Annotated in this window: 25 protein-coding genes; 17 read left to right on the top strand and 8 right to left on the bottom strand. The window is 49.9% G+C overall.

Going from position 1 to position 26,092, the window contains the following annotated elements; all coding sequences use genetic code 11:
• Window positions 1–23: 23 nt before the first annotated feature.
• Window positions 24–506: a hypothetical protein gene (locus tag RHP74_RS14885; RefSeq protein WP_311100225.1), complete on the bottom strand. Its 483-nt coding sequence runs from the start codon at window positions 504–506 to the stop codon at window positions 24–26.
• 397 nt (window positions 507–903) lie between these two features.
• On the opposite strand from RHP74_RS14885, the gene RHP74_RS14880 reads away from it, so the two are divergent.
• Window positions 904–1,149 (top strand): hypothetical protein, encoded by a 246-nt coding sequence (locus RHP74_RS14880; RefSeq protein WP_311100223.1) that lies wholly within the window; start codon window positions 904–906, stop codon window positions 1,147–1,149.
• Here RHP74_RS14880 and RHP74_RS14875 read toward each other — a convergent pair.
• Window positions 1,136–1,276, bottom strand: coding sequence for a hypothetical protein (locus tag RHP74_RS14875; protein WP_311100221.1), 141 nt, complete (start codon window positions 1,274–1,276; stop codon window positions 1,136–1,138). The two genes, RHP74_RS14880 and RHP74_RS14875, sit on opposite strands and share 14 nt — an antisense overlap.
• A gap of 226 nt (window positions 1,277–1,502) precedes the next feature.
• Here RHP74_RS14875 and RHP74_RS14870 point away from each other — a divergent pair, with 226 nt between their 5' ends.
• The gene (locus RHP74_RS14870; RefSeq protein ID WP_311100219.1) at window positions 1,503–2,501 is read left to right on the top strand and encodes a hypothetical protein; all 999 of its coding nucleotides are present in this window, start codon (window positions 1,503–1,505) and stop codon (window positions 2,499–2,501) included.
• A gap of 513 nt (window positions 2,502–3,014) precedes the next feature.
• On the opposite strand, the gene RHP74_RS14865 is transcribed toward RHP74_RS14870, so the two are convergent.
• From RHP74_RS14865 to RHP74_RS14855, 3 genes are all read right to left on the bottom strand, one after another.
• On the bottom strand, window positions 3,015–3,710 hold the full coding sequence (locus tag RHP74_RS14865; protein WP_311100217.1) for a restriction endonuclease: 696 nt from the start codon (window positions 3,708–3,710) through the stop codon (window positions 3,015–3,017).
• 106 nt (window positions 3,711–3,816) lie between these two features.
• Window positions 3,817–4,914, bottom strand: a complete 1,098-nt coding sequence (locus RHP74_RS14860; protein ID WP_311100215.1) for an XRE family transcriptional regulator — start codon at window positions 4,912–4,914, stop codon at window positions 3,817–3,819.
• On the bottom strand, window positions 4,914–5,528 hold the full coding sequence (locus RHP74_RS14855) for a hypothetical protein (RefSeq protein ID WP_311100213.1): 615 nt from the start codon (window positions 5,526–5,528) through the stop codon (window positions 4,914–4,916). Before RHP74_RS14855 ends, RHP74_RS14860 begins: the two co-directional genes overlap by 1 nt.
• A gap of 878 nt (window positions 5,529–6,406) precedes the next feature.
• On the opposite strand from RHP74_RS14855, the gene RHP74_RS14850 reads away from it, so the two are divergent.
• The 8 genes from RHP74_RS14850 to RHP74_RS14815 all read left to right on the top strand — a co-directional run bounded on the left by RHP74_RS14850 (window position 6,407) and on the right by RHP74_RS14815 (window position 15,639).
• A complete protein-coding gene (locus tag RHP74_RS14850) occupies window positions 6,407–7,417 on the top strand; it encodes a hypothetical protein (RefSeq protein WP_311100211.1) in 1,011 nt (336 codons plus the stop codon).
• Between the two features lie 175 nt (window positions 7,418–7,592).
• On the top strand, window positions 7,593–8,267 hold the full coding sequence (locus RHP74_RS14845) for a hypothetical protein (protein ID WP_311100208.1): 675 nt from the start codon (window positions 7,593–7,595) through the stop codon (window positions 8,265–8,267).
• 213 nt (window positions 8,268–8,480) lie between these two features.
• Window positions 8,481–9,242: a hypothetical protein gene (locus RHP74_RS14840; protein WP_311100207.1), complete on the top strand. Its 762-nt coding sequence runs from the start codon at window positions 8,481–8,483 to the stop codon at window positions 9,240–9,242.
• Between the two features lie 200 nt (window positions 9,243–9,442).
• Window positions 9,443–9,964 (top strand): 3'-5' exoribonuclease, encoded by a 522-nt coding sequence (locus RHP74_RS14835; RefSeq protein WP_311100206.1) that lies wholly within the window; start codon window positions 9,443–9,445, stop codon window positions 9,962–9,964.
• Window positions 9,965–10,500: 536 nt separating this feature from the next.
• Complete coding sequence (locus tag RHP74_RS14830; protein ID WP_311100204.1) at window positions 10,501–12,615, top strand: hypothetical protein; 2,115 nt, start codon at window positions 10,501–10,503, stop codon at window positions 12,613–12,615.
• Window positions 12,616–13,521, top strand: a complete 906-nt coding sequence (locus RHP74_RS14825) for a hypothetical protein (protein WP_311100202.1) — start codon at window positions 12,616–12,618, stop codon at window positions 13,519–13,521.
• Between the two features lie 195 nt (window positions 13,522–13,716).
• Window positions 13,717–13,920 (top strand): nucleotidyltransferase domain-containing protein, encoded by a 204-nt coding sequence (locus RHP74_RS14820; RefSeq protein ID WP_311100200.1) that lies wholly within the window; start codon window positions 13,717–13,719, stop codon window positions 13,918–13,920.
• Between the two features lie 1,119 nt (window positions 13,921–15,039).
• On the top strand, window positions 15,040–15,639 hold the full coding sequence (locus tag RHP74_RS14815; protein WP_311100199.1) for a hypothetical protein: 600 nt from the start codon (window positions 15,040–15,042) through the stop codon (window positions 15,637–15,639).
• Window positions 15,640–15,740: 101 nt separating this feature from the next.
• On the opposite strand, the gene RHP74_RS14810 is transcribed toward RHP74_RS14815, so the two are convergent.
• Complete coding sequence (locus RHP74_RS14810) at window positions 15,741–16,052, bottom strand: hypothetical protein (RefSeq protein ID WP_311100197.1); 312 nt, start codon at window positions 16,050–16,052, stop codon at window positions 15,741–15,743.
• A gap of 58 nt (window positions 16,053–16,110) precedes the next feature.
• On the bottom strand, window positions 16,111–16,308 hold the full coding sequence (locus RHP74_RS14805) for a hypothetical protein (protein ID WP_311100195.1): 198 nt from the start codon (window positions 16,306–16,308) through the stop codon (window positions 16,111–16,113).
• Window positions 16,309–16,698: 390 nt separating this feature from the next.
• On the opposite strand from RHP74_RS14805, the gene RHP74_RS14800 reads away from it, so the two are divergent.
• From RHP74_RS14800 to RHP74_RS14770, 7 genes are all read left to right on the top strand, one after another.
• On the top strand, window positions 16,699–17,742 hold the full coding sequence (locus RHP74_RS14800) for a nucleoid-associated protein (protein ID WP_311100193.1): 1,044 nt from the start codon (window positions 16,699–16,701) through the stop codon (window positions 17,740–17,742).
• Window positions 17,720–19,225 carry a hypothetical protein gene (locus RHP74_RS14795; protein ID WP_311100192.1) on the top strand — a complete coding sequence of 502 codons (1,506 nt, stop codon included), beginning with the start codon at window positions 17,720–17,722 and terminating at the stop codon, window positions 19,223–19,225. The genes RHP74_RS14800 and RHP74_RS14795 overlap by 23 nt, the downstream gene beginning before the upstream one ends.
• A gap of 805 nt (window positions 19,226–20,030) precedes the next feature.
• Window positions 20,031–20,468 carry a hypothetical protein gene (locus tag RHP74_RS14790; protein WP_311100190.1) on the top strand — a complete coding sequence of 146 codons (438 nt, stop codon included), beginning with the start codon at window positions 20,031–20,033 and terminating at the stop codon, window positions 20,466–20,468.
• 460 nt (window positions 20,469–20,928) lie between these two features.
• The gene (locus RHP74_RS14785; protein WP_311100188.1) at window positions 20,929–22,470 is read left to right on the top strand and encodes an AAA family ATPase; all 1,542 of its coding nucleotides are present in this window, start codon (window positions 20,929–20,931) and stop codon (window positions 22,468–22,470) included.
• Window positions 22,467–23,324 carry an HNH endonuclease gene (locus RHP74_RS14780; RefSeq protein ID WP_311100186.1) on the top strand — a complete coding sequence of 286 codons (858 nt, stop codon included), beginning with the start codon at window positions 22,467–22,469 and terminating at the stop codon, window positions 23,322–23,324. The genes RHP74_RS14785 and RHP74_RS14780 overlap by 4 nt, the downstream gene beginning before the upstream one ends.
• Window positions 23,325–23,409: 85 nt before the next feature.
• On the top strand, window positions 23,410–23,784 hold the full coding sequence (locus RHP74_RS14775) for a hypothetical protein (protein ID WP_311100184.1): 375 nt from the start codon (window positions 23,410–23,412) through the stop codon (window positions 23,782–23,784).
• Window positions 23,781–24,500 carry a hypothetical protein gene (locus RHP74_RS14770; protein WP_311100182.1) on the top strand — a complete coding sequence of 240 codons (720 nt, stop codon included), beginning with the start codon at window positions 23,781–23,783 and terminating at the stop codon, window positions 24,498–24,500. The genes RHP74_RS14775 and RHP74_RS14770 overlap by 4 nt, the downstream gene beginning before the upstream one ends.
• A gap of 497 nt (window positions 24,501–24,997) precedes the next feature.
• On the opposite strand, the gene RHP74_RS14765 is transcribed toward RHP74_RS14770, so the two are convergent.
• A complete protein-coding gene (locus tag RHP74_RS14765; protein WP_311100180.1) occupies window positions 24,998–25,957 on the bottom strand; it encodes a tyrosine-type recombinase/integrase in 960 nt (319 codons plus the stop codon).
• Window positions 25,958–26,092: the final 135 nt, after the last annotated feature.

Raw genomic sequence — 26,092 nt, 5'->3', positions numbered from 1 at the left:
TTTGTGTATATGTTTCTTGATGCTTAAGTTGCGGCAGTGATTGGTTTTTTACTTGTGAAAAGGTCAGTAAGCTCTTCGTGTGTCGGGCTCTTATCTTTGATTTTTAAAAAGTAAAAATCTCGAAGAATCTTGGTTGTCACATTTTTGAAAAATGGTACTTCTGCACTTGATAGGGTTTCATATAGCGAGATGTATAGAATATCGCTTGCGCCGGCGTCGTCTTTCAAAACGTCTTCAATTAACATTACCTTGAAAATATACGGAAGCTGCTCTGCTTCATCGTAAGAGTTTACGAATTCAACAATACGCCCATGGTAAATGCTGTCTAGCCTTTTGCGTGCGACTTCCTCTCTGTCACTCAAAAGCTCTGGGATAGTCATGGGTAGAAGATTTATGTGCTGAAGAGCTTCTACCTTCTCAGGGGGGAATGCTGAAGACCTCAGGAAGCGGGTATGAAGTTTTTTGCAATCTTTGACGGCATAGCAGATGCTGAAGTTATTTAGCATTATCAATTATCCCATTTGGCTCGCACTGACTCTTGCAATTACTTTTTACGTTCCTGGTCTAGCTGGTTTCGATCTTTTCTGAGATCGCACCTTTGATTACTAGATGAGGGCTTAAGGGCTCAGTGGTAGTAATCTATAGCGGACGTGTTTTATACAGTTAGTAGATAGTTTTGCCCAGTATCTCGCTAGGGCGGAGTGGGAAGGAAAGTGGAGCGCGGAGGTGTGCGGATGGGCGCCCGCTGGGCCAAGACGGCGCCCTGTTTGGCGGCTTGGTTTACGACAGCGAGGCCCGCATCGCACCGTTCATTTTCCAACAGTGCTGGTCTAGCATTCGCCATGCGAGTTAGGCTCAGGCACAAAAAGCAACTAATGCCATGGATAGCTGAGAGCCCAAGTCATGTCAGTCGATTACCCAACACTCGATGAAGCCCAGGAAAAGCGGATTGCTGCTGTTCATGGGGGCTTCCTGTATCAGCATCTATTTGCCGTTGGTTGCCTGCTAAAAGCCAATGGTTCAGATGTCCTGAAGGTGGTGATTGAACGTGATGAGGACGTCGAAATCGATCTCGCAGATGTCCGTATCTACGTCCAGGTCAAAACCCGCAGCGATCCACTTATACCGAGCGACCTCAAGGTTTCCTAACGTTGAAGGCATCAAGGTCATCGGCATAGACCTCACCAAGCGAGGAGGCGCTGCCGCGATCGAAGCCATCGAAGCCATCGAAGCCAATCAGGCGGAGGCTAGTCAGATCGATGGTCAATGAGAACATGCTCGGCTGATCTACTTGCAAAAGTGCGTTAAAGGGGGCGGAGTTTAGGGGGGGGCGCCGCATTGGGTGTGAACGACCAGTTGACTACTCAGAGGGGCATAGCTTGATGGTCAGATTGAATCGCCTGTGGTGGGAGCACCTAGCTCCCAAGTCGATGCATCGTCGATTAAGAGAAGTGGAGCAGCGATTGTCGCGCTGGTGCGAGACCGATTATGGGCAGCACTGGTTGAGCGTCGCCCGAAAGCCTGGGCAAGCAATAAGGCTTCTTCCCGGCCAAATTATTCCGGTGGTGCACCTCGTTGCTCTTGGTAACCAGCCGATTTTTATTGTCCCCCAGAGTACGGTAAGGGTTGGGCATAGATTCGTAGGTGCAAGGGAGTTTGCGTCGGGGCGTCCACTCGCTGAGACCGAAGTTGCAATAGGGCCATTGATCCGGCTGGATGTAGTGACCGAAGAGGCGCTCATCAATGCCGCTAGGAGATTGCAGTTCGGGGGACATATCCTCGGGGTCAAGACTCCCAGCATCGTGTTTACTATCCCCGCACATTACCTACTGTCGCCGGAGCGATGGCCTGATAAGGCGTATGCGCTTTATCAGCATATTTTCGGAATGGGTAACTCTTATCCCGATGATGGTTTCTTCTACGTTGGGATTACAAAGCGGCGATGGCAGACTAGGTGGGCTGAACATCTTCGAGCAGTGGAAAAGGGCAGCAATTTGCATTTTCACCGCAAATTCAGAGAAGAGAGAGAGGCGGGCAGAATTACCTACATCCATCACAAGGTGATGGCCATCACTGACGATCTCGATAAACTCTACAACATCGAAAAATTTTTGATTGATGGCCATTGGGACGATGAGCGACGCCTAAACATGATCCCTGGCGGTAGGGCGGGCCTCCGATACCTCAGGGAGCACTCGATACTTAGTAAGGGAGTGGTCGCTGCGCCGGATGAAAGAGACGGCTTCCTAGATGCGTGGTTGGGTGATCATCAAGGAGAAAGCTTTCCTCCCATAACTCTCACCGAGAGGTGGCAAGATAAGACGTGGGCTGCCGCCCAGATATGTAGCCGTTCAGACCGCCTCTCGGTCTCTCAGATCACAGCAATACGCGACTTAGCCAACAGTCATGCTTTGGAAGAAATTGCAGAGAGAACTGGGGCGAAAGTCGACCAAATCCGGAGCATCATTAGTGGGAAGACCTACACGAGGGTGACTGAATAGAGCTGCGTATCATGTTGCGTTTGCCCAGTGAAACGTCTGTTAGCACCTGGCAGACCTCGCGGGCGAAGAGAGGGCAGGTCGTGTTCAAATCAATCTACGCTCGAGTCATTGCTTGCCAACGCTAAGTTACGGTGTGGAGTGGCGTCCATGGAGAGGTCGATCCTTCGGGCTAAGCGCCCCGGCCAGCCTATCAAACTCGAGACCTATTCACTCAGGCGTCATGAGTGCTAAAGTCAGGTTAATGAGCTTTTCGTTCTTGCTGATATATACGATCCTTGAGCATCACCGACCATTTACGCGCTATAAATTTTGGTCGGTTCTCTGGGGGGAGGGCTCAATCCACATTAATCCCAAGCACCGCTGCTTTCGAGCGGAGTTATTGCTTGCGCTATCTTTACCACTTTTTTCTCAAATAATTTTTCCAGGGTGTAGGGTCGATTTCAGTTGTTAGTTTTAAAACATCACAAAATCTATCGAAATCATATAGCTCATAGCTATCTACGGCTCCGACCTTTACCGCTTGTTGTGCAGCTTCAATAGCGGGCTCCGAGAATTTTTCTGAAGTTGAAACATATATACAGTTTCTACCATTTGAAGGACGGTTGCCCCCAGAAACTCTCTAACGCCTGCGACTCCTTCAATATGATCAAGGCTTTTCCGACGTTTGACCTGTACGACTATAGGGCTGTCAGCGTTAACAAGGATCAGATCGATACCACCGTCATGTGATTTCCCAACATGTTCTACGTCGCACGAATAATGCTCTCGAAATACTGACTGGACGAGCTTCTCCATATTGCGGTCATGGATATGTATCACATCGTCGAAACTACCTGCGAGATGCTTTCTAAGAACTTCGATAGGTACCTGTTTGGACGACAGTTCATAGCTTTTTAATATGGCGCTCTCCATGGCGAATGACCTTGCATCGATGCCTACAGTAGTTACTTTGTCGCATCTAATTCGCCACCACCCACAGTTGCTGCATTGTTTTACGTTTTCTTGAATATCAAACTCGCCGCCATCAAGCCAATCTGGGTAGGTCAACTGATGATCCGTATGAACAACCTGAGTGTGGATCTTGCAGAATGGGCATATGCCATCTTTTTCTCTATCAAAGAATAAATCTTCGTTTTCATTAGGTGCTTTCCCTCTGTCCTGATGGCCACTTTGAGGAGTTGTCTCGCTGTAATCTAGTATCTTCTTCATGTTATTTTGAACTGGCTGTTGAATGGTGCCACTTTTTCAAGTGGTATACGATATGGCTAATATCTACAGCGACGTCGCAGTTCAACACAGCGATGACCTTCATTGATCACACAAGCGATAGAGGTGAAGCCGGGACTCTTAGCAAATATCGTTCAGCCACGGCGCGGGATTCAAGTCCTGCCGCCTGGAGTATCTTTCTCCAAGAGGTGTAATCCAGCAGGTCGATCGCACGCTGTACAAGCGCAGGCATCTCCATTGGGATATCGTTGTCCAGCTCTTCGTGTTTGGTGAATCCGTTTCGATTTAGGTAGGTGAAGCCGGATTTCGCTTGTTCCTGAGTAATCAGATTCAACGTCTGGGCGCGGTAGATAAGCGCCTTGAAGCTTACCTTCCAGCGAAGCTTGAGCGCACCTAGAGCCTGCCAATTTAAATACTTGCCACGCATGGTGGGAAACTCTCCGGCAAAGCTGGAGCGAGGCATCAATAGGGCGCTCGCGAATTGGTTTGCTTGACTCTCAGTGTCGTGGCAGCCCGTCTCTATGCCTTGATGCATTACAAGGTGACCAAGCTCATGAGCAAGGTCAAAGCGCTGGCGGCATGGATTCATTTTTGCCGTATTGCGCACGATGAGGGGGCGCTTGTTATACAGAGAGAACGCATCCACCCGATCATCCGCATCTGCAATGCTTACGACGAGTACACCGATCTTTTCAGCCAGCTTGGTCATGCTGGAAATAGGCCCTAATCCAAGCGATTGATCTCTCCGAAAACGTTCGGCTACTTGTTCAATTACATCCACGCTTGCCAGTGGTTCCTCGAACATTTTGAAGCTCACCGGTGGAAAGGCAATTTCCTTGTCTAGCTCGTCAATCAGCAGCTCGAACAATTCGACCTGTGCGGCAATAGACTTTTTGACCGTCTGAGTAGAGGCTCGAACGCTTCGAAAATGGCACTGCTCAAGCTCCACAGAGCTTCGCCTGGCGGTGAAGAAAAACTCTCTACTCACGCCCAGTACAGCACTCAGCGTTGTCAGTTGAGTGGGGGAGGGAATGGCGTTTACCTCAAGCTTATGAGCGTACTGGCGGGTAACTCCTAATAGCTCCCCTATCTCGGCAAGCGAACGGCCCGCAGCACAACGCGCAAGGCGAAGTTTGTCGGGTGAAAACTCTTCGCCGAAGGAGAGCTGTTTGGTTCTTTCGTCCATTAAGTCAAATCAACATCTGTAGTGGTTTCAGTTTCAGCATCTGTGTTACGACGCACAGGTTGTGGATCTTCAAACTCAACGGCTTCTGGCAGATGAGCCGATTTGACCGGAATTCGCGCTTTGTACTCATGTGACCAATGGCAAATGACGTTTCGGTTGATATCAAAGCCAACCACCGTCGCCGTGAGCTTTGGCGATTCGAAATTTTGATCGTTATCTACGAACAAGCGCCAAGTTACGATCTCTTCGGGATTCGCTTCGAATAGGCTCATCTGCATGAGCTCGACATCGTTGGCCAGAAGGCGATACGATTTCTTCGGCGCATTCGGATCGTCCATCACTACCTGGAACAGCACATCGTTGATGCTGATCGTATAGTCCATGGTGCTATTACGTAGGATCAGCCAAGGGAGGGAAGGGTCACGACTCAGCTTTTTGAACAAACCGTGGACTCGTCCATAGAGCAACGTGCCACGTGTCCAAGCCGTATCGTTTTCAGTCGAAGCATCCGCCAGCGCCCCATAGGCCACCGACACGACTTCCTGGCAGATCCTCTCGAGATATTCTGGATGAAGTTTCGGTGCAAAAAAGCTGGGGTGTTGGGTTTCAGACATTCGATACTCTCCAAAAACTATGCAAAATACGATTAGTGTCAACCGTGATTTTTGTGCATATACGGAGCTTTGTCAACCGGCTTGTGAGCGCAAAGCAGGAATGGCTAATACCCGCTGCTCAGGGCTTCCGTGCATTCCAGAAACTAAAGCCCTGCACGGTATTCAAGCCATCCTGTCGAATTTCAGTAGTCCGAGATTGACCGAAAGCGCCTCTCTCGTTAACTGTATGCATATATAGTTATTGTCGTAAGGCATCATCATGAGCGTCACCGTTATATGCCCAATTCTCACCAATCGCCCACAGAGCGCCGCGAACGTTCAGTCCCCAACCTCAGCGTTCCCCTGCGTTTCTACATGGAGCGTCAACTCCATCAGTGCCGCCTCTAGGGCTAGCTGCTTTTTGATACATCCTTTCCAGTACATCTGACAGCAAGTATTCATTTCTATTTTTCGACCACTACTTGGATAACACGGCAGAGAGACCCGAAACCAAGCTGCATAATTCGCTTGCAAAATACTGCTACAACCTGAAGGACGTGATCAATGTGCTGCCCCCGAGCCGGTCGCTGCGAACCCGCTGTCCAATCTAACTCTGTGCGCCGCAAGCCCCGCTAGGTCAAGACGTACTCGCTTTCAGATGTGCTGGAAAGGATTTATCAGAATCAGCTCGCCCTAGAGGCGGCGTTGATGGAGTTAACGCTCCATGTGGAAGTCCAGGGAAACGCTGAGGTTGGAGATAACGTTCGCGGCGGACGCTTACCGTACACGGCGCCTGGGGTAGAGATTACGTAGTGTTGCAATGGCAAAAGATCATCACTCTGCTAATACATAGTAGGCCCAAGTCATTTGGCTGTGAGGCGTTCTCCAAGGGGTGGGGTATGAAGAGAGTTTGTGCGAGTGGAATCATCGCCTTTCAGCTAGCAGGATGCTCTGTGATTGGAGGCCCTGGCGGTGCAATTGGCTGGAATGATGCGATACCCCCGGTGGGAAGTGGTGTAGGCCGATTGGTCGAGCGTAACAATGGATACAAGTCTCTCGGCCCTGCTGCCTTTCCTGTAGGCCCTGATCAGATTGAGATACTGGACACTTACGGAGCGGTAACCGTAGAGGAGGAGACGAAGTTCAAAGGAAGGACGGAAGCCGTCTTCACCAAGATCACTGCGAACGCTGGACTTGAGAGATCTTCTTCGAATTTGAGCACGTCCACAGGTTGGAGGGTGCTCCAGCTGAAAGACTTTTCCACAGCGGTGGTGGGTAAAGAATTTGCTTACAAATGCCTCACCGCTGAGGAATTTAGTTACGAGGGTGGTAAAGCTGTAAACGCCGGCGCTGGAGTGGATACAACCGTGGTTGCCAAGGCTTTCGGGGTTGCGGCAGGAGCAGTCCAACTGGACGGTGGCGTAGATAATCAGACGAAGATCACCATCGAAAATCCCAACGTTTGTCTCTCATTTGTCTCGGCAAAGCTGGTCAGGGAGCGAAGCTGGTGGACTAAGTCTGACAGCTGGATTCCATTTCTCCGAGGGAAAGAGAAAAAGTTTGACTTGGCTATTGATAAGCCAGGCGCGAAGGCCAGCCCGGACTTCGGGAGCCGTGCGGTTAATACCAAACCAGGGTATCAATTGGCGGCTGGGTCGCTCAATGGAGAGGCGATCCTTAAGGTACTCATCGATAACCACGAAACTGATCAGGATATTCCCCCCAAGATCCTCAAAGAGACCTATCCAGGCGTGTGGAGCAAAACGTTTCCAGTCCACACGTTCCATATCGAAGATGACATCTACGCCGTGATGTCAGTAGACGTGACTGCCAGACGTACCGATCAGAATACGATCGAGGTTGAGTCTGCCTCGTTGAGCTCTCCTGAATACAGACTGATCCGCAACTGATCTTCTGATGAACGTGGTTGTTGTTGGTTAAGAGCAGCTAACAATTGGGAGCTAACCCTTGGATATCAGACACATGCTTTGGCTCGGAACCCTTGTCAGTTGGTCAGCGCACTCACAGCCTGGCGATGGCGGCAACACCATTGATCGAGACTCTTTTTTTAAGAACTGCGAAAGCATGGCAGCTGACAAGGTTAGCTTCAGAGCGCTAGACCGGGACGTAATGGAGCGATTTGCACTACGAAGCAAGGCATTCAGTGGACAGGCCAGAAAAAACATAAATCTCATTTTTGATGAGATCGAGAATGTTGCTCCGAAGCCCCTGGATCTTAAGCAAGTCGCCTACGTGCTGGGCACAGCGTACCGAGAAAGCCACGGATCAATGTCCCCAGCGACAAAAGAAAAAGTCTGGTGCCTCTCAGATGAGTCCTGCGAGAAACAGAATCGCAAGCTAAAAGACTACGCTCGCATTGACCGTCAGACTGGTCACAATTATGTGGGGAGGGGGTACGTCCAGCTCACATGGGCAGACAACTACAAAAGATTTGGGCAGATTTTGAAGCTCGAGCTGAGCACTTTGTTGTACACAGACCCTGACCTAGCACTGAAGCCCGAGTACGCCTCGAGAATCCTAGTATCGGGGATGTACAAGGGCCTATTCACCCGTCATAAGCTCGGTGACTACTTCAATCAGCGATCTGAGGACTGGTACACGGCGAGGAAAATCGTTAACCCAAAGTCGCCGCGAAAGGCAGTTACTGCAGGGTATGCAATGCTGTTTTACGGATGTTTGGGAGGTGTGCCGAAATACCCGGTCTCTGCTGGCAATACCTTGGTTGGGCCGTGGCATTAGCCGAGTGTCTTGTCGCCTACCCAGCGCACGCTTGATCGAGGCAGCTCTTGCTCCATGACTGATTGCGGCAGCCATAAATTGCGTGGGTGGCCCATTTGAGATTCGGTATGCATCGCACGAGTAGACACGGCAATCTGACGATATTTGCTTGGCTTCAACCGAGAACTCGATTCAATAACCGTTCCTGGTATTGGTCAGGCTTTCAGGAGCGCGATGTGCCTCGATTCTGCGGCGATGGGGCTCGTCAAAACCAGATCTCAAATGGTAGAGCTAGAGAAGCCTTTCCTGCATGTAAGCACCATGGATTACGGCGGCCTCTACAGTCTTTCAAAATCAAAAAAATGGGCTATTTCTTGGAGGGACTCAGACCCTGCTGCCGGTAGGGGAGGGCCGCGTGAAAGTGGGCCTGGTGAATATGTTCTCGCTGACCTAGCAGGTGGTCTCGTATCTGCGCATGGAAAGATGCAAAGGCCCAATAATGGATCTGTCGCAGACAATGGTTCCTTCAGCCTTGAGGACTGGCACTTTGGAAATACGCTGTCAGGAACCTTCAGCGTCTTCGACAACAAAGGCACGACCATCGTAACCAAAGAATTGACGGCGAACATCCTCGACAGCGGTATCTCTAGGAATGGCAAGCTTGCCTATTGCGCGACAGCCAATAGCAAGACCGAGCACAGCTACAAAATTTTCCTGTTCGACTTAGAGACCGGCGAGGAACTGTTCTGCGTAACCCCTCGAACCGGAGTCATTGAAAGCTATGCATTTGACGAGGACAGAAAGCTACTGATTGCAGACGTGAAGGGAGTGGGTAAATTTCGGTATGACAGGGACGGTAACTTTGTCGATGCGGAGAATTTGGACAAGGCTAACCTTAATTCATCCGATTACAGTCGGATTATTCGAGCAGCTGAAAAGATACTGAACGAGCCCGACATTTCCCAGTCCCGTGCCGGGAAGCTCTTGAAGCTGTAATTCGAGCTAGGTCGCTTGGAGCCGATGCCAACCCGGCAAGGACGCCAAATGCTCTGAAGTTGCAAGGGCTCGCTCATGAGGTGCTCGATGAGCTGCACGAGGCTATCCAGATTTATGAGGAAGCCATCGTTTTGAACCCAAAAATAGGTGTAAAGCGAAAGCTGGATGCGCTGAAGAAAAGGGTCGTGGGAAAGCCGTGAATGCTGATGAGATCAAGCAGGGGAGGAGGAGGTGAAGCTTTTTTGGACTGTGAGTTCACGCAGCTCAACCAGGATACAAAGCTTATCTCACTGGCATTGGTCTCAGAGGCGGGCTACGAGTTTTATGTGGAGCTGACGGATACCTACAAAGTCGAAGACTGCAGTGACTTCGTAATTCAGCACGTACTACCTCAGCTGGATCCACCCCTCTATGGGATGTCACTTGCGGAAGCCCAAGCTGCGCTGAGGGTTTTCCTCGGCAGTATCGAAGACCAATTGGAGGTCTGCTCGGACGCTCCAGATTGGGACTGGGATTTTTTCTGCCTGCTAGCATATGTGGATCACAAATGGCCAAGCCATGTGGCGAATAGGCCCACCAACCTGATCCACTTGTTTAGACATTTTGAAGCCGACAAAATGGGTGACTTTGCGCTTCCCAAACTTCCGCATCATGCCTTGCTCGATGCGCGGCTCCTTGCCCATATTTACCAACGCTTGGTAGCAAGCCGCCAGTCGCCGTGAGCATAGAAGACATGAAGGACGCTGAGCATGATGCCACGGCTGTCCTGCTATCGCTCCTTCGAGCCTTGGCTCGGCTGCGTGGACACTGAATGAACTGTAATGGTCATCGCACGAATCGCTTGAGTGACTTTCGACTCGCTATTACTTTCTCTCGAATCTCGTTGGGATCAATCGACATGCCGCCGTCTGGCGTAACGCGAAGAGACTGCAGATTATTGAGGGCTTTTATGAACGTGCGGTCTCTTGCTCTCTCACGAACCGATCGCTTGTCTCGCCAAACAAATTCGATGCACCTTAATAGCAAACTCATGCCCCTCTCCGTTGCCGTGTAATATGGGCGCATTTTCAGTGATGATATGTGAGTATTCAAGTATTTAGGATGATCAGCGCTCCGCATCTACGCATTTCTGCCTCAACCGTATATGGTCGCTATATCTAGCCCTACCTGCTGTGATTTAGTTAATGGTGGCTACATGGTAGCGAAGCCCGGGGGGGGGTATTGTACTATCAATTTTTTAGCGCCCTATGGAATCGCTATGATCGACACGGAAGAGCTGCGAAGAATTTATAAGCAATACGGATTCGAGGAAGTCAAAAGCTCAGAGGCTGGCATTCATGTTTTTACCTATCGCTCAGGGCATTTTCATAACGCAGATATAGTTAAGGTTACAAATGGAGGGGACGAAGAAAAGGTGTTCTCCGATTTTAAGCGTTCGGGGTATGCATGTAAAATTAGGAGTTACGAAAAAACAGCGGATGTTGAAAAAACACTTTTCAAAGGCTTTTTTTCAGTGGAGTCGACACGAAAAAAGCTTGTGCGAGAGTACACTAGATACACTGATGCTATAGCTAAAACACATTCCGATGATGGAAGGTACGAATATATAAGATCTCATTATTCAATTAATGATGAGCCAGGGGTTTCTACAGTAGTTAAAGAGATTTACTCTCGGTTGGCGATTGAGAAGCCTGTTTTGTTTTTAATTGAGGCCGCCGCAGGCTACGGGAAAACTTGCGCGGCATTCGAGTTGCTAAAAGAGATTGTGACAGCTACAGAGGATATGATTCCTCTGTTTAGCGAGTTGTCCAGGAATCGACAAGCAAAGATATTTAGGTACGTTTTGCTCGACGAGATCGATCGAAGTTTCCCATCGCTTCGTTCCAGCTTGGTGCGCACTGAAATACAAAACGGAAATGTTCCAGTCATTCTTGATGGTTTTGATGAACTACTTCCTCAAAGCAAAGCGAAACATGATTCTGAGGATTATGATACTACTGAGCCAATGCTCGAAACTATTGGCGAATTACTTCAGAAGTCTGCGAAGGTTATCCTAACCACTCGAAGGACAGCGATATTCGATGGTGACGAATTTCACTCTTGGGTAGAGCGACACAATCAAGATTTTGAAGTGTTTCGTATCCGAATTAGCGAACCGACTATACAGGATTGGATTCCTGCGAATAGACTCGAAGAGCTTAAACAATTCAATTTTCCGATAGAGCGCCTCAGCAATCCTGTCTTGCTGGCTTATCTTAGATGTATTTCTAATGCAGAGTTTGAAGAATCTGTACGTAATCCGAGTTCTATCGTTGATAAATACTTTTCTTCTATGCTGGAGCGAGAGCGAAAGAGGCAGGATCTAAGGGTTCTGCCACCTGATCAATATAAAATTTTGCGAACTATTGCAAAGGATATGGTCGATAAGAATTATACTTCGGAGTCCAAGGAGTATATATCTGACCTTATTCTAAAAGTTCATGGGGATATGCTTGATAGTGCTCGAAAGCAATACTCTCTAGAAGAGCGGCCTTCGTTAGGTGAGTTGGTTACGAAGTTGGCTGGGCACGCTTTATTAGATAAAAATGGCGAAAATGCTCAAGGTATTGGTTTCGTGAACGAGTTTGTGCTCGGTAATTTTTGCGCGGAATTGATTGTAGAGGATGAGTCCAATGAGTGGGTTGGCGGTGAACGCTTTATTGAACCTTCAGTCGTAGCCACACTTCCTCGTGATGCGGAGGTCAAGAAGAAATTATGGTGTGCGTTACAATTCAGTTTTGAGTTTCTTCCAGCTACAGACAAAGTTCTGTTCACGACCTTGCTTACTGGGGCGTTAGATATTCCACTTCTTGATGACTCTGTCGAAGGAATTGATATACAAGATTTTTCGTTAGCTCGCATACACGATACGGAGAATTTTCTTTTCATCGGCTGCTCATTTACGAATGTAACTTTTTTTACAAGTGGAATGAATGGGGTTTCATTTTTAAATTGCCGGTTTTACAACTGTGGGGTTACGAAAGGTGGTAGAGCGGGTAAGGTTCATGCGTTAGGGTGTGTTGCTGATAATGATGAATTTCTAGATGCATTGCAGGAGAGGGATGGAAGTGCGGAGGAAATTACAAAAAGAATCTCAGATGCGGAGCTTTTTGTCCTAGAGAAATTTTGGCCTAGAGGTAGAAATACTTTACATAAACATCGACCCATAAAAATAATTTGCTCCAACGCGGGATCCATAGGGCAAGACAAAATTTTATCAGCAATTAGTTCTCTGCGACGTCAGGGAATGTTAACTGATGGTGAAAAAAACAGTGTTCTTGAACTGAATCTTGAATTTGTAGCAGAGATTAAAGCACTGTTGGGGCGTTTCTAAATGCGTGCTATAAATGACAGTAATATCGCTGATAAACTGCAGCTAGCAATTCAGTCGGAGCTGGATAAGCTCGGCTTGCTATGCCGCGTTTTTTCTCGGGCAAAATCCCATCACTCTCTAGAGAATAAAATAAGCAGAGGTGGAGGAAAATATTCGTCTGCGGGAAAAAAAATTCAGGATGCCTTCGGGGTTAGGGTTGCTTTATATTTTCCCGATGATCAAGCCGTAGCCATTCAAGTTCTAAAGAATACTTTTTCATATGATCATGAGTCTTCTACAATTGACAGTCCCGCAGGGAGCGTTTTCGCTGCTACTCGTTGCAATTTGATTTTTAAACTTCCAGAAACACTAGCTGAACAGAGTTCATTGCTATCTGATTATGACTGCCTTGATAATACCTTTGAAGTTCAAATAAGAACTATCCTTTCTGAAGGCTGGCATGAGGTCGAGCATGATATGCGTTATAAGTGTCAGTCAGATTGGAATAGTTACAGCGATCTTGATAGGGCGCTTAATGGAATTTATGCAAGTTTAGAAACTTCTGATTGGGGGATGATGAAGGTATTTGAGAGCCTAGCGTATCGCCATTATAAGGCGGGGGAATGGAGTCAGATGATAAGGACGAAATTTCGATTGAGATCTGAGGGTGGGTTGAGCCCCGCTATTGTTCAGGCGCTTAATTTATTCCCGGATGCTGGTAAGAAAATATTCAGGGTTAGTAGGGAAGGTTTTCTGAAGGATTTTATGAGTCATAGGTTAAGCATGCCCATAACGCCTGACAATATTGTTTTTCTTAGCAATTATAGTTATGTCGGTAACGATGAACTTACGGGGTTGACTCCTTCGCCGGTAATGGACATTTTTTTGGAAGCTAATATGCCTAGCATGCGTGCCAAAAATATTTAATGTTAGCGGGGCGTGGATTGGTTGGCTAGCGTTAAAGCCAGCTTGGCCAATCCATAGCGTTTAAAAATTGCTAAGCTTAGAAGCATTTAAATACTGATTTTATATAAGTAATTGAATGATTGCGTTGCCAAGTGAAGTTTCACTCACGCAGCGCAGTCTATCCCGGCTGCTTCACTACCCGAGAGCTGTCCTCAAATGAAGCCATCTGATGCCATTAAAGGTAACTCGGAGGAGATCCGAAAGATCATTGAATCCTATGGATTTGTGGCGCCCGAGACTTTTGGATCGACAGCACGCGGGGAGGATCTGGATGGAAGTGATCTCGACCTGTTGGCGACCATCCCAGAGGGCATGGCCGGTCTGATTTCCCTGTTTGACATCATTGATATGCAAGATTAGCTCGAGCAGATGCTCGGTGTGGTTGTAGATTTCAATGTCGAAAACAACATGCCAGAAACCTAAAGGGCGTCGATTGAGCTTGAGATGATCAAGCTGTAGTGGGGCACGATCGGCGTTCGCTAAAGACAGCCTTCGTCGATCGGATAGGAACACATAGGCGCCTTACTCAACCTCATGCCGGGTTATACATCCCAGCTCCAGCAGGCATGCAATCAACAGTCTGTAACGTAATTTTGTGCTCTGTAACACTGCTTACGTTACAGCGCACGAAATTACGTTACAGACCTCTGAACGCGAGGGGGAGCCCAGGCAAGCGGAGCGCGCAGGCGTGCGGATGTAAGCCCGTAGGGCCAAGACCGGCGCATCGCGCCAGGGCTTGGTTCACGACAGCCGTCCCCGACCAGGGGCACGCCCAAACCATGGCCTCTCACCAGCCCGCATAATGAGTAACCAAGTGGCCCCAAGGGGAGGGTAGTGCTACACGCTGATCGGAGTATTTGAGTGAATGTGGTGCCGGCGCCATTCATCAATGGTCGCAATTATCAGTAGGTCGCGCTCAGTGGATTGGGTGTAGATCTGTTCGCTGTCTACCAGGGCTTGGGCATATCCCTCAGCCCGGGCCGAAGCTTTGTCAAACTCCGGAAGGGAGTCGGACGAACCGATGTAATTGATGAGTCGCTCCCACGCTCTGCGCTGCCGATTGCCTTGAATCGTTTGAGAAAACGCTATAGCGCCACTCAGGGACTGGGCAAAGTCAGTTGTTGATCGGTTCAAAATTGCTTTCTCGCTGAAGGTATACAGATGAAAAACGGATCGTTATAAAAAAACTTGAGGGCGGTCTAAAATTTTTTTCAATAGCGGTAGGTGCATGACGTCACCGAAGCAGGCTGCACGAACCAAGTCAGTGCCAGTGAGCGACAAAACTGGCTGACGCTTTCAGCTAGCGTATCGAAGCGAGTTCGCGATACGCCGTACCAGCCTGCACGAGCCTAAGCCACTATCTGGCCGCTTGGTTCAGAGACCTAAAATTCTATCGTCCAAGAATATTTCACCCTGTCGCTAAAGTTTTCCTGCGCAGCGTCCGTTGTTATTTTTAAGAACAACGTATTGGTGAAATTTGTGGGCATAAATGAAGTACGACCAGCAACGTTTTTTGCGGAGCGTGAATTTGTTTGCTGGCGCGGGCGGGAACATGACGAACTGTATTCGTGCAAGGTATCCAGGCAGGGGGATTACTATGTCTGTCTGAATTTAGACATCATGCCCATCAGGCTCTCCGACGCCATAGCTGAAGATATCGCGCGCTGTCTATACGATGCCGTGCTCGTTACCGTTGGGAATTTGGCAGGATTTGTACCAACGCCTACCGTACGCGATAGCAAGCTTGAGAGGACATTTCGAAAAAGGGTGTCGGGCGAATGGAGCTACAGTGCGGATGGAAGATTCAACTGTCACGAAGCAGAAGATGATGTCTATGTCGTCGAGCCCTGGGCAGGGGAGCAGGAACAGACTGAAGCGGTGGCCATCTACACGATTGACGAAGGAGGAGTAGAACTTGTGTTCGACCTCATGGGCTTTTCATTCGGCATGCTTGACGCCGTCTGGCTTGCTAATGCTTTGATGGAGGCCATGGGGCGCGATCAACTGGATACTCTGGAGACAATCAGGATGAGCTGCAGGCCTATGGCAGGCATCCATCCAGCTGAAATCCGAGCATAACCATAGTCCACTCTGTGCAATCAGCAGGGCTTTTTGTGAAGTCCTGTTTTCCGCAGAGCGTTTTCGCTACGTGTAGTGTCGAGTGATACGTTGAGGTGAAATCAGATACGGCGGAGGAGTTCCTCGAGCTGGCGATGCTCGGCAGGAGTCAGAAGGTCGATAGGATCGGATGCATCTCTTGAGCTGAATTCGTACCTTCGGCCTTCGGGGCTGTAACAGCTATCGCAGTAGTCTAACTCTCCGCAGTCGTTGTAGAGCGTTATCACCCAGTCGTCGACGTTAACGGTAATCAGCCCGCAATAGATCTCATCCCAAGTGGCGTTTGTAATTCTGCGTATTGAGCGTGAAATCGTGGGGGCATCGCGCAGCACTACGTAGACCTCCCGAGCGGTGAGCATTTTTTTATCTGACATGCGTTCCTCTCGGCCTGCGGATCTCAAACACGACAGCGTACTTCACCTTGCATAGAAATTATTTGTCCCTTCTCAGTGTGACGAAATGCCGAAGCCCTAAGCGCGCCGCTATGACTTTGTCCTTGATCTCAATTGGGTCAATGGACATGCCTCCATCCGCAGTGACGGCGAGGGTCTTGAGGTTGTTCACAGCTTTGATGAAGGCTTTTTCTCTGTTTTTCTCCCGCTCCGAACGATCATCAGTAAACCATGCCATGGCGTTACTCCTTCTTCTCTAACTTGCCTTCTCGTTGTTTAGCTTAGGGCGCATCGATTTGCGCCAACGGGGCTCGAACCGCCAGCCCTGCAAACGCCCCCCAGCATCGACATAGCACGCAAGGTAACACTGGCGGCTAGTGACGTGCGGCGTCGGCCGGGGCAAAGCAGAACACCGCCAGGTTTCGCGTGACTAACCCGCGCTCGGTTCACCGATAAATCGCAGGCATTAGTATGTCTACTTGCCACTATCTTAAGTAGGGGGCATTCTGCCTTCCACTAACAATACATGCCCGGTCATTGACCGGTGTGCTTTCTCAAGCTGCAGTCGTGGCGTTGAGATCAAACCACGTGTGCACCGTTCGGTGCATGGACGCAAGCAGGAAGACCGATGGGTTTTTTCACTCAGCAGGAAGAGGACGCCCTTACGATTCGCAGGATGAGCTTGCACGTCGTCGGCGCAAAAACTTTTGAAGCCATGCCCGAACGGAAGCCGGAGCACACCGATTTCTTCAAGACCAAGATCGTAGAAAGCGCTGCTGATGCTGTATTCAGCTTCAAGACCAATTCCACGACAAAGATTGAACTGGAGTCGATCGTCGATGGCTCAACCACGTTCGAACGAGGGGCGCAAAGCCTGTCCAGGGGATTTAATACCCTCCATGTAGGAGGCAGCGCCGACGGCGTACTCTGCATGTTTGAGCTTGAAGTTGGAACTCCCGACACCGTCATTTACAGCCTTATCAAGTATGACTACAAAATGGCTTTGGAGCAGGACGGGGCCAAGCCGCAGGCTGCTTTACGTCGTATCGTCACGGCTTTAATTGATGACAAAAAAGCTGTTCAGAAAACAGCGCTGGTGCGCGTAGTCAATGGCATTGCGCAGACCAGTGTTTCTGCGCGGGATCGCAAGAAGCAGGCTCCTGACCTGGCTGATTATTTCGAGGCATTTCTGGGCGTCACCAGGACAATTTCTGACGAAGAACTCAGCCGAACCGCTAGTACACTGCTTCGTCGAGCATTACATGCCTGCAGGGATCTTCTTCCAGATGAAGATGTGGCCAAGGCATTTCGGACTGCCAAGGGAATCCTAGGTAAGCGATTGAAGGTTGATGAGGACGCTATCGTTGAGGCGGTACTCTCTTCGGCCGGTAATCCAACTGAAGAAAAGATCGTTCAACGCTTTGAACGCGAGACACTCAGGCGCGTACGAGAGAGCAAGCTTCATCACGTCGAATTCAAGCCAGACCGCGCGGTTTTAAGACAGCCGGCCATCAGGAAGCTGAGAACGGTGGAAGGGGTGACAATCATCTTCCCAGACATCGAGAGTGACCCTAACGTAACGATCGAGCCAGTAGCGGGTGGGGGGCAGCGCATTGTCGTAGAGACCAAGAAAATCACGGAGAATAGTCTTGTCGCTGACAGACCTAGCTAGTCTACTCAACCAAGAGACGCGAGCGGGCAGTGCGTCGGTTACCGAAAGCGATACTGACTTAATCGCGTCGGAGCTTGCGGCTGGTCTGACGTTGCGCTTGCTCAGGCTTGCCAAGGACGCTGGTCTAACTTACTCGACCTATGACCATGAGTACTCTCAATGCGATGAGGCCGACATTGTCGATGACTTCGGCACGTTCCGGTTGAAAGTGAAGAAGCCGCCGAGGTCACCAGAGGATCTGTCTGACGCACTGTACATCATGACTGAAGTCGGGTTTTCGGACTTCCTGCGTAGAGGACACAAGGCAGGGATTTGGCGAATCCTAGGGCTCAGTGCAGCGTTCAGCTGTCAGGCTCGTGCTTTCGGTAACTGGGATGAGCCACTAACGCTCACACCAGTACCTGCGACAAAATCGCCCCGAATGTTAGTTAAAGAGGCGGCCGATGTTCGCAGCGTACCGGAGGACATCCGGTTGCTATTGCTACAGGGCTCAAACCTCAACGAGCTCGACCCTTTCCATCGACTCTGGGCCGAACATGCCCACGCTTCGCTGACTCGTTGTATTGCCAACGAAGTCAGCGCTGGCGACCATCGCTTAATTTTCAAAGGCCCACCTAAGCTGAGCCTTGAGTTTCAGGATCGATCGCTGGGCGATTCTTTCAATCTAGAGGATTTCCAGCTTGCTCAAGAGGCGGCGTCCTGGGTCTATGAGAACGCTCGCGAGGCGGAGATGAAGCACGTGCTGCTCTCAACCGAAATCGCCCGCTCTGGGCGTGCCGATGGTGAGGTGATTGCGTACTTCCGAGACAACCTCGATGCTGCGTTAGACTGCGCCAAAATCGCGTACCAAATGTCGATCTCCGAGATTACCAAAGACACCTTGAAGTCCTTGGGTGATCTACGAAAGGCAGTTACCGATGAGACATCAAAGGCGACGGACGCGACCCGCCAGACAGTTACTGCCATTACAACAGCGGCGGGTGTAGGCATTGGCCTCGCCGTCGCACGTATCAGCGTTGCGCTCAATCCTTGGCTTATTTTGGCTGTAATGGTCATTGTGTGGCTGTATGTAGTAACCATTGCGTGGTCGGGTTGGCACTTTATTCTCGTGCAACGCGGTCTGCGGAAACAGTGGCAGACCAAGCTGTATAGATTTCTATCAGCAGGCGATTACGAAGCGATGGTGACGACACCTGTTGGGCGCTCTGAAACAGTATTCAAGCGGACTGCCATCTCGGGTGTCGGGGTTCTGGCTGCTTGGGTAGTCTGCGTGGTTGTGTTTGCCTTCCTTGCGACACCTACCACACCGGCTACGCCAAAGGCTGACCATCCGAGCGAGCGCCCAACGGGTAATGTCCTTGAGCCCGGAACACCCCAGAAGCGGCGCCGACCGCCTGCGCCTTCAATCGAATATTTCCGAGGCGACTGGGCTTGCCGGACGTATCCAGCCTCTACGATTGAGCTGTATGTATCGCGTCCGTGAGAAACCGGCCTAATATCTTGAGGTAGTCATGAAGGACGCACGCTTTCGACAACCTATCAATTCAGAGTACTCCCAGGCGCTGGGCGAAGCGGTTTTCACCTTCAGCATACTGGAGTGGATGCGGTCTGGGTCTGCGAGCGAATCCAGCCTGGCGCTCTATCAGAGCTCAACCCCAAGACTGCAGGTGCCATCTCCAAGCGTCTCATAGCACTCAGTCAATCACTTGATGACAGTGAAGGAAAAGCGCGCCTGCTCGATGGTGCATCCCGCTTTGCTGATCTAGTCGTGGATCGTAATAACCTCCTACATGGAAGGCCCGGAACTGACCAAGCTGACGGCATGGCAAGGCTATTCAGTGCAGGGCAGCCATGGACTGTCCAACAGATTAGCGAGGTTGCGGATAAGTTTTCCGAGTGCTCTATCATTCTGAATGACTGCTTTCACGGCTTTCTAAAAGAACTTTTTGAGCCTGCCGGATAGGCCACATCCAATGACATAATTCCCCAAATCCTTTTGAAGCGCTTGATGAGAGGGACGAGTATCGGTGATTGCTGCGTTAGTGAGCCAGCGATTTGATCACTTTGACGCAAGCCCTCATGAGCGTACTGACAGCACCACTAGGCGACCGGTGCAGACGCAGTTCTGTTCTCGCGGCTACCTGGATTATCAACTACCTGATCCTTTACTGATGTTGGCCAAGCCCTCAAGCGAACAATTCCTCATCACTGCTGGGGCTTAATGACCGCAAACTGTCTGGCCGATTTTGATGGCCACAGAACATTTATGATTACGGGAATAGTCTTCGATGAAAATCACTTGGCACCGCTGCCTTACGTATGACGAAGCTAAAGATCGACGCCGCGTGATCTATCTGCACGAATGGGACGATAAGCCGTTTTATTGGGGGAAGGCCCACAATAGCTTCTTCGGTGGACACAAGCGCGTGCTTGGCGATCTTCACGCCAGCGGAAGGTACAACTCGGGCTATCGACATTGGATTGAGGGCTGCTTGAGGCATGGGGCTAAACTCTACGTCGGCGAGCTCAGCGAGCTTGCTCTGGCAAGCATCGACGACGTCGAGCACTGGCTCATTCATACCTATGGCCACGAAATGAACAAGAAGGTACGTGTGCCCTCTATGAAGTTGTGTATTAAGCACATAGGCGAAGTGCCAGCTTCGATTGCACTCGCGAGCACCGGGGATTTGCGACATGTAGACACAAGCTACAGCGGTGAGCGGTGAGCGGTGAGGTCGGTTGGTTCCGCGTCCATTGAGTGGCGACCAGTTGTGTTTCAAGTGGGCCTGATTGATATCTAGAGATTAAGATCAAAGAGCTGATATTGAGTATTCTACCGTTTTCAAAAAGGTGGTAACGGCGCGCTCCCTATGATCTGAGGTTCATGTCTTCAGAAGCCTTGGTGCGGGTTGAGCAGGGCACTGACAAGCGCAAGCACCGTGCTACTGGATCAAGGCGAGAGCACACCTCTGTTAAACAACTGGAAATTTCGAAACGATAATGCGGTGCCGGCGACGTGATGGAGAGTCAGCGAGCCTAGCTGGTGCATCCAGTGAAGAAAGATATGTGCTGTGTTAAGCCTGACCTGCGCGTCACGCGTTGTGGTTCCGAAGCTGAAATGCCACCATTAGCGCCATCTAGCGAAGATGGCCGCTGAACATAGCGTTCTATCAGGAACAGGGAAGAATGGAATTTCACATCATAGGAAGGGATGAAAAATTCCCGATCGGCAAGCCCAGTACTGCTTATCTGAAATATGACCGCTGGAACGATCACAGCTTTGTCACAATGTTCTATGTCATCGTATACGACGAATTTGGTGCGGCTCACGACCTTGAGAATGTCAAGATTGGATTCAAAGGGCAGGACACTGCAACAACCACACGTTCCAAACTTCCAGATTCTTTCCAAAGCCTCCCAGAGGGTTTCTTCTCACTCGGTACCAGTGTGGAGTACTACCACAAAATCGCGAGTTCATCCTCAGGCAATCTGCGGTTCGACTTCCTCCGTGGGATGAAAGACATCGTCGCTAACCCTGAAATCCTGGAAACGATAATAGACGAGCCCGTGCTCTCAATCTCGTTGTTGCGCAATGTCAGCTTGGTCAGCGTTAAAAATCAATTTGCGCGCGTCCTTCTTGGTGGTGCTATCCGAACAAATTTTTCCTTCATCTACACGAAGCAGGCTGACAGCTCTACTGCTGGCATCGAGTTGAGTTTCGACGTGAACGTCGACTCAACGCCACTGACCAATGTTCATGCGCTAATAGGGCGAAATGGCATCGGAAAAACCACCATCCTCAATGGCATTACCAAAGCCATTCACAATGGCCACGCTGGTGGAGATGCCATCTATCAAGTTCAGTTTTGGGGCCAGCAGCGGGCGATTATTGCCTCGGATTTTTTCAGCAGCGTAGTGCTCGTATCCTTCAGCGCATTTGACCCCTTTGATCCACCTCCAGAGCAGCCTGACCCAGCCAAAGGCACCTGTTTTTTCTATGTCGGGTTGAAGTCTAAAGGTGAAGACGCATGGCATGAGTTGAAACGTCGGGACGTCCTAAAATCTGACTTCATTGATGGCATGAGAGGGTGCCTGCGTGAACCCTACAAACGTAATCGCTGGCGACAAGCCGTCAAAACTCTAGAGTCCGATGAAAACTTCGCGGGGATGGGATTCGATAGGCTTCTGTCCTTGAGCGGCGAAGAGTGGGTCTCGACGGCTAACGAAATATTTTCAAATCTCAGCTCCGGCCATTCAATCGTGTTGCTGACAATTACGAAGCTTGTCGAACGGGTCGAAGAAAAAACTCTTGTTCTGATGGACGAACCCGAAAGCCATTTACATCCGCCGCTACTATCGGCATTGATCCGGGCATTGAGTGAATTGCTTTTGGATCGCAACGGTGTAGCGATCGTGGCCACGCATTCTCCGGTAGTGCTCCAAGAAATCCCCGCGTCGTGTGTGTGGAAGATTCATCGTTCTCATTTGGTTGCCTCGGCCCTGCGGCCCAAGGTAGAGACCTTCGGCGAGAACGTCGGGATTCTGACTCGGGAGATTTTTGGTTTGGAGGTGGCATCGTCGGGCTTTCATACATTGCTTGCAGCTGAAGCGGCCGAAGGGCATACCTTTGAAGTCATTCTTCAAAAATTTGGTGGAAAATTAGGGCTTGAGGCTCAGGCAATCCTCAGAGCGCTAATCGCTGAGCGTGATTCGAAGGGGCAGGCATGAAGCAGCTCGCAGCCCCCAATTGCACCCCGGAGGAGGCCTATATGGCCTGCACCTCAGCAATCATTGATGATCAGCAGCGGGAAAGAATGAGGGGTGTTCTTCCAGCTATCAGCGCCATTGCTGCTGAGTTCATTGACAGAGCATCTGGCGGATCCACCTGGCAACTGCCTTCTTTGAGGGTGGGTCGGGGGGAAGACCCGTTAGTGGCCGATGATATTCGGAAGAGCGAGCTGGTTCACCTGTATGAATATTACATGGTGCAGAGAGAGCCTGGTCGTGCGATTTACGACTCTATCCTAGTGGCAGCAGGTGACCACTGTCCGACATGTGGAGGGATAGGCCAGCCTCGAACACTTGATCATTACTTGCCAAAAGCCAGCTATCCGAAGCTGGCCATCGTGCCCCAAAACCTTATCCCAGCCTGCCGTGATTGCAATACTGATAAACGTAACCCCCTGGTCGACCATCCGCATCAGCAACTGCTTCATCCGTACCTGGACAAACGACAGTTTTTCGAGGAAAGGTGGATCAGTGTTTCGGTGTCCCATACCGTACCATGCGCGATCATTTATTCCGTCACGCCACCAGAACATTGGACAGATGAGGACAAGGCAAGAGCAGCTAACCATTTCGATCTTTTCGGGATTTCCAAGCGCTACAGCGTCCAGGCGGGCTCAGAACTAGGCTTCCTAATGGACATGCATATGAATTATTTCAGCAGGCAGTCCCCCGAGGCTTTTTCAGACTTCCTCCGATCAGCCGCCAACTCGGTTGATATGATCAATGGTTGGAAGAAGGTGCTCTACGAAGCCTTGGCGAATAACCCTTGGTTTTGCAGCGGCGAGTTTCGGTAGAAGTGCTATAACTAGCTCTAGCGCTGCCCATACTTTGGTATTTTCTAGGCAGATGATTGTAAAGATAATGGAGTAATTGGTGATAATGAATGGTGAAGATTTAAATAAATTGGAGGCGGAGCAGTTTCATGGTTTTGTCCTATTTTCGGAAGGCAATCCAAAGGTCACGCTAGGCTGGAGCACTCACTCGAAACTGGTTGAGGCATTAAATTCGACATTAACGTTTTTTAAGGAAGAGTTAAATACAGATGTTTATTTTCACGAGCATGAGTATCTGATTTATGAGAATTTTTTTATCTGGTGGTTTAGTTTTATTGAGAGGGATTTGGTAGTCAAAAAGCGAGTGGCCTCTGAGCTTGAGAGGAAAGTCAATGACATCTTAAGAGCCTTTTCGGATACAGCCAACAACAGATTGTGCGGACGGATCACCCAGAATTTCACCCAGATCCTGATTTTATGATGCACTACCTCTCAATTGTGGAGGGTGCGGATCTGGAATTAAAGTCACGTGAAGCGCCCAAAAATAAAAGCTATGAGAAAGAATCTATTGATATGTCCTTGTTTGAAAGGCCAATGTCTGTGGTAGCGTTCAAAGCCACTATAAGGGATTATTTCCAAAACAGTACCGAAGAGAACTTAAGCTATCTCGCTGCAGAGGATGGGTTCTTTTCCACAAGAAGGCCCGAGAATAAGTTTCTACGCGAGGAGCTTTTGCCTATATTCTACTATGTGCAAAAAATCAAAGCGGCTGATGATGAAATTTTATCGTTTGGACGGAGGGCTGATATTTTTGATTTGAAAGTATCGCAAGTAGACGGGTTAATCAAAGTAATATTGGAGATTACCTGGGCTTTGCCGGAGGACGACCATAAGCTGCTCTCATTAGTTTCTCAGGTAGGTAGTGGTTTTTTGCCCGTGAAAACTCGGGCTGACTTCAAAAAGATGAGTGATTCTCTAGGAGAGAAAATAGTATCTGCAATCAATCGCAAACATAAAAAGCAGTACCCGGATCAAAGATCTCTTCTGGTGGTTGTTCCTCAAGATTACACGTATCAAGGGGACGAGTCGCTGATGCAAGAAATCATCTTTCAAGTTCAACAGAGTCTGGTAAGTGGCAAAGGAAAATTTGAAAAGATCTACCTGCTGTGTGGCAATAGATTTTACACGCTTTATTGATCTGAGACGCTAATGCACATTGATTCTACGTATCAAAAATTCAGGTGATCTTGTTTCGCCTTAGTGAGCATGTAGACAAGGTCGATTTGTGTAGGGACACTGTTTATGCGGTCTCGCAGCTGTCGCTCTATGGGGGCGTGCAACCCTGATCAGTTAATCGTTTCAGAACTCCTTGGAGAGACTGGGTCTGCCCCTTTGCAAATGCATCATCGACTGACGGCGCGAGCTTTCAGTCGAACTGCTCGATCAATCGACAGGCGAGAGCCTGGTAGGGGAAAGGGCATTTCCTCAATTTGACTCGTGCCGAATGATCGCAAACTTCGTAGCAGAAATAAAAGCGCAGCTACCGATGCTAGGTACAGGACAGGTGGTTTCGCGCAGGGAGGGGGCAGCCACGGACTCTTGAACAGATCCGGGATATTGCGGATGATTTTTCCGGATGTTCTGGCTTTTCGAAAGACTTCAACTGGCCTGAAACATTAGCACCGAACTGGGCGTCAGTCCTTGCCGGCCAGCCGCTTCCCATCAGTAGGGGCTGCGCGTAACGCTATCCCGCCGAACGACACACTTGCATCCACGTAGCGCAATGCAGACTTCATGTCCTTCCAGCCCACATAGCTCATCAGCCCTTTGATGTCCCACCCATTGGCGGACGCCCAGGTTGCAAAGCCGCGCCGCATTGAGTGGCTGCTATACAGCTCCGCTGGCAATCCTGCCTCTTTGAAAATGCGGCGCAGCACCGGGATTAGGCTGTGCGGTTGCATGGCTTTGCCTGACAGATTGCCCCAGCGATCAATCCGCTGGAACACCGGGCCTTTCGCGATCCCGGCAACCGTGATCCAGTTGATGTAGGCCTCAACGGGGCACAGCATGGCGAGCGCCGGCGTTTGGAACGTAGTTCCTTCATGCTGACGGTCACCCTTGGTGTAGGGCAGGAAAAAGGTGATGCCTTCACCGCTTATAGCTTGAGTCTCCTCCACCGTTAGCCTGGCCAACTCGTCGCCGCGAAAGCCACGCCAGAACCCGATCAAAATGATCGCCACCGCGCGACGGTGACGCACCAGCGATTTGTAATCTCCGCGTTCAAGGGCGACTGCAGCTTCCCCTTCAAGCCATGTGACCGCTTGCTCCAGGTGCTTCAGCAGCAGTGGGGCGGCCTGTTTAACCCGTGCAGGGTGAACGACCTTGATGCCTTTGATCATCTGGCGAACGTCAGGCGTCTTGGTCGGATCAGGGAAACCCTGAGTAATGTGCCACTGCGCAATGGCTGCCAGACGCTGCTTCAGAGTGTTGATGGCGAGCTTGTCGGCGTACTCCGCCAGGTAGCGAACGACACCTGCGCCGGTCGTGGGCAGGTACCCGCCCCAATTCACCTCGAAGTGCTCGATTGCCGCCCGGTAGCTTTTTCGGGTGTTCTCCCGGGTGCCGGCGCTGAGGTACCGATCTGCCTTTTCCATCGTACTTTGCCTTCAAAATCGGAGCGTTTCTGCCTGAATGCGCCAATGGGCGGGTCTCCGGGCGCTACAAAGGGTCAAGAAGCCATAAAGCACTATTATGGGCTTCTAGTAAATCGAGATCAAATGGCGTAAAAT

Origin of the sequence: Pseudomonas sp. SG20052 (assembly GCF_031766055.1) — a bacterium.
Classification (GTDB): Bacteria; Pseudomonadota; Gammaproteobacteria; order Pseudomonadales; family Pseudomonadaceae; genus Aquipseudomonas; species Aquipseudomonas mandelii.
This window is presented reverse-complemented; position numbering and strand designations above follow the sequence as displayed.

Coding starts and splice junctions, on each gene's coding strand:
- RHP74_RS14780 (WP_311100186.1), top strand. CDS start 22,467: ATGAAGCAGCTCGCAGCCCCCAATTGCACCCCGGAGGAGGCCTATATG.
- RHP74_RS14770 (WP_311100182.1), top strand. CDS start 23,781: ATGATGCACTACCTCTCAATTGTGGAGGGTGCGGATCTGGAATTAAAG.
- RHP74_RS14790 (WP_311100190.1), top strand. CDS start 20,031: ATGAAAATCACTTGGCACCGCTGCCTTACGTATGACGAAGCTAAAGAT.
- RHP74_RS14835 (WP_311100206.1), top strand. CDS start 9,443: ATGCTGATGAGATCAAGCAGGGGAGGAGGAGGTGAAGCTTTTTTGGAC.
- RHP74_RS14810 (WP_311100197.1), bottom strand. CDS start 16,052: ATGTCAGATAAAAAAATGCTCACCGCTCGGGAGGTCTACGTAGTGCTG.
- RHP74_RS14875 (WP_311100221.1), bottom strand. CDS start 1,276: ATGTTCTCATTGACCATCGATCTGACTAGCCTCCGCCTGATTGGCTTC.
- RHP74_RS14800 (WP_311100193.1), top strand. CDS start 16,699: ATGGGTTTTTTCACTCAGCAGGAAGAGGACGCCCTTACGATTCGCAGG.
- RHP74_RS14865 (WP_311100217.1), bottom strand. CDS start 3,710: ATGAAGAAGATACTAGATTACAGCGAGACAACTCCTCAAAGTGGCCAT.
- RHP74_RS14785 (WP_311100188.1), top strand. CDS start 20,929: ATGGAATTTCACATCATAGGAAGGGATGAAAAATTCCCGATCGGCAAG.
- RHP74_RS14845 (WP_311100208.1), top strand. CDS start 7,593: ATGGCAGCTGACAAGGTTAGCTTCAGAGCGCTAGACCGGGACGTAATG.
- RHP74_RS14880 (WP_311100223.1), top strand. CDS start 904: ATGTCAGTCGATTACCCAACACTCGATGAAGCCCAGGAAAAGCGGATT.
- RHP74_RS14765 (WP_311100180.1), bottom strand. CDS start 25,957: ATGGAAAAGGCAGATCGGTACCTCAGCGCCGGCACCCGGGAGAACACC.
- RHP74_RS14820 (WP_311100200.1), top strand. CDS start 13,717: ATGAAGCCATCTGATGCCATTAAAGGTAACTCGGAGGAGATCCGAAAG.
- RHP74_RS14840 (WP_311100207.1), top strand. CDS start 8,481: ATGTGCCTCGATTCTGCGGCGATGGGGCTCGTCAAAACCAGATCTCAA.
- RHP74_RS14855 (WP_311100213.1), bottom strand. CDS start 5,528: ATGTCTGAAACCCAACACCCCAGCTTTTTTGCACCGAAACTTCATCCA.
- RHP74_RS14885 (WP_311100225.1), bottom strand. CDS start 506: ATGCTAAATAACTTCAGCATCTGCTATGCCGTCAAAGATTGCAAAAAA.
- RHP74_RS14825 (WP_311100202.1), top strand. CDS start 12,616: ATGCGTGCTATAAATGACAGTAATATCGCTGATAAACTGCAGCTAGCA.
- RHP74_RS14805 (WP_311100195.1), bottom strand. CDS start 16,308: ATGGCATGGTTTACTGATGATCGTTCGGAGCGGGAGAAAAACAGAGAA.
- RHP74_RS14860 (WP_311100215.1), bottom strand. CDS start 4,914: ATGGACGAAAGAACCAAACAGCTCTCCTTCGGCGAAGAGTTTTCACCC.
- RHP74_RS14775 (WP_311100184.1), top strand. CDS start 23,410: ATGAATGGTGAAGATTTAAATAAATTGGAGGCGGAGCAGTTTCATGGT.
- RHP74_RS14850 (WP_311100211.1), top strand. CDS start 6,407: ATGAAGAGAGTTTGTGCGAGTGGAATCATCGCCTTTCAGCTAGCAGGA.
- RHP74_RS14830 (WP_311100204.1), top strand. CDS start 10,501: ATGATCGACACGGAAGAGCTGCGAAGAATTTATAAGCAATACGGATTC.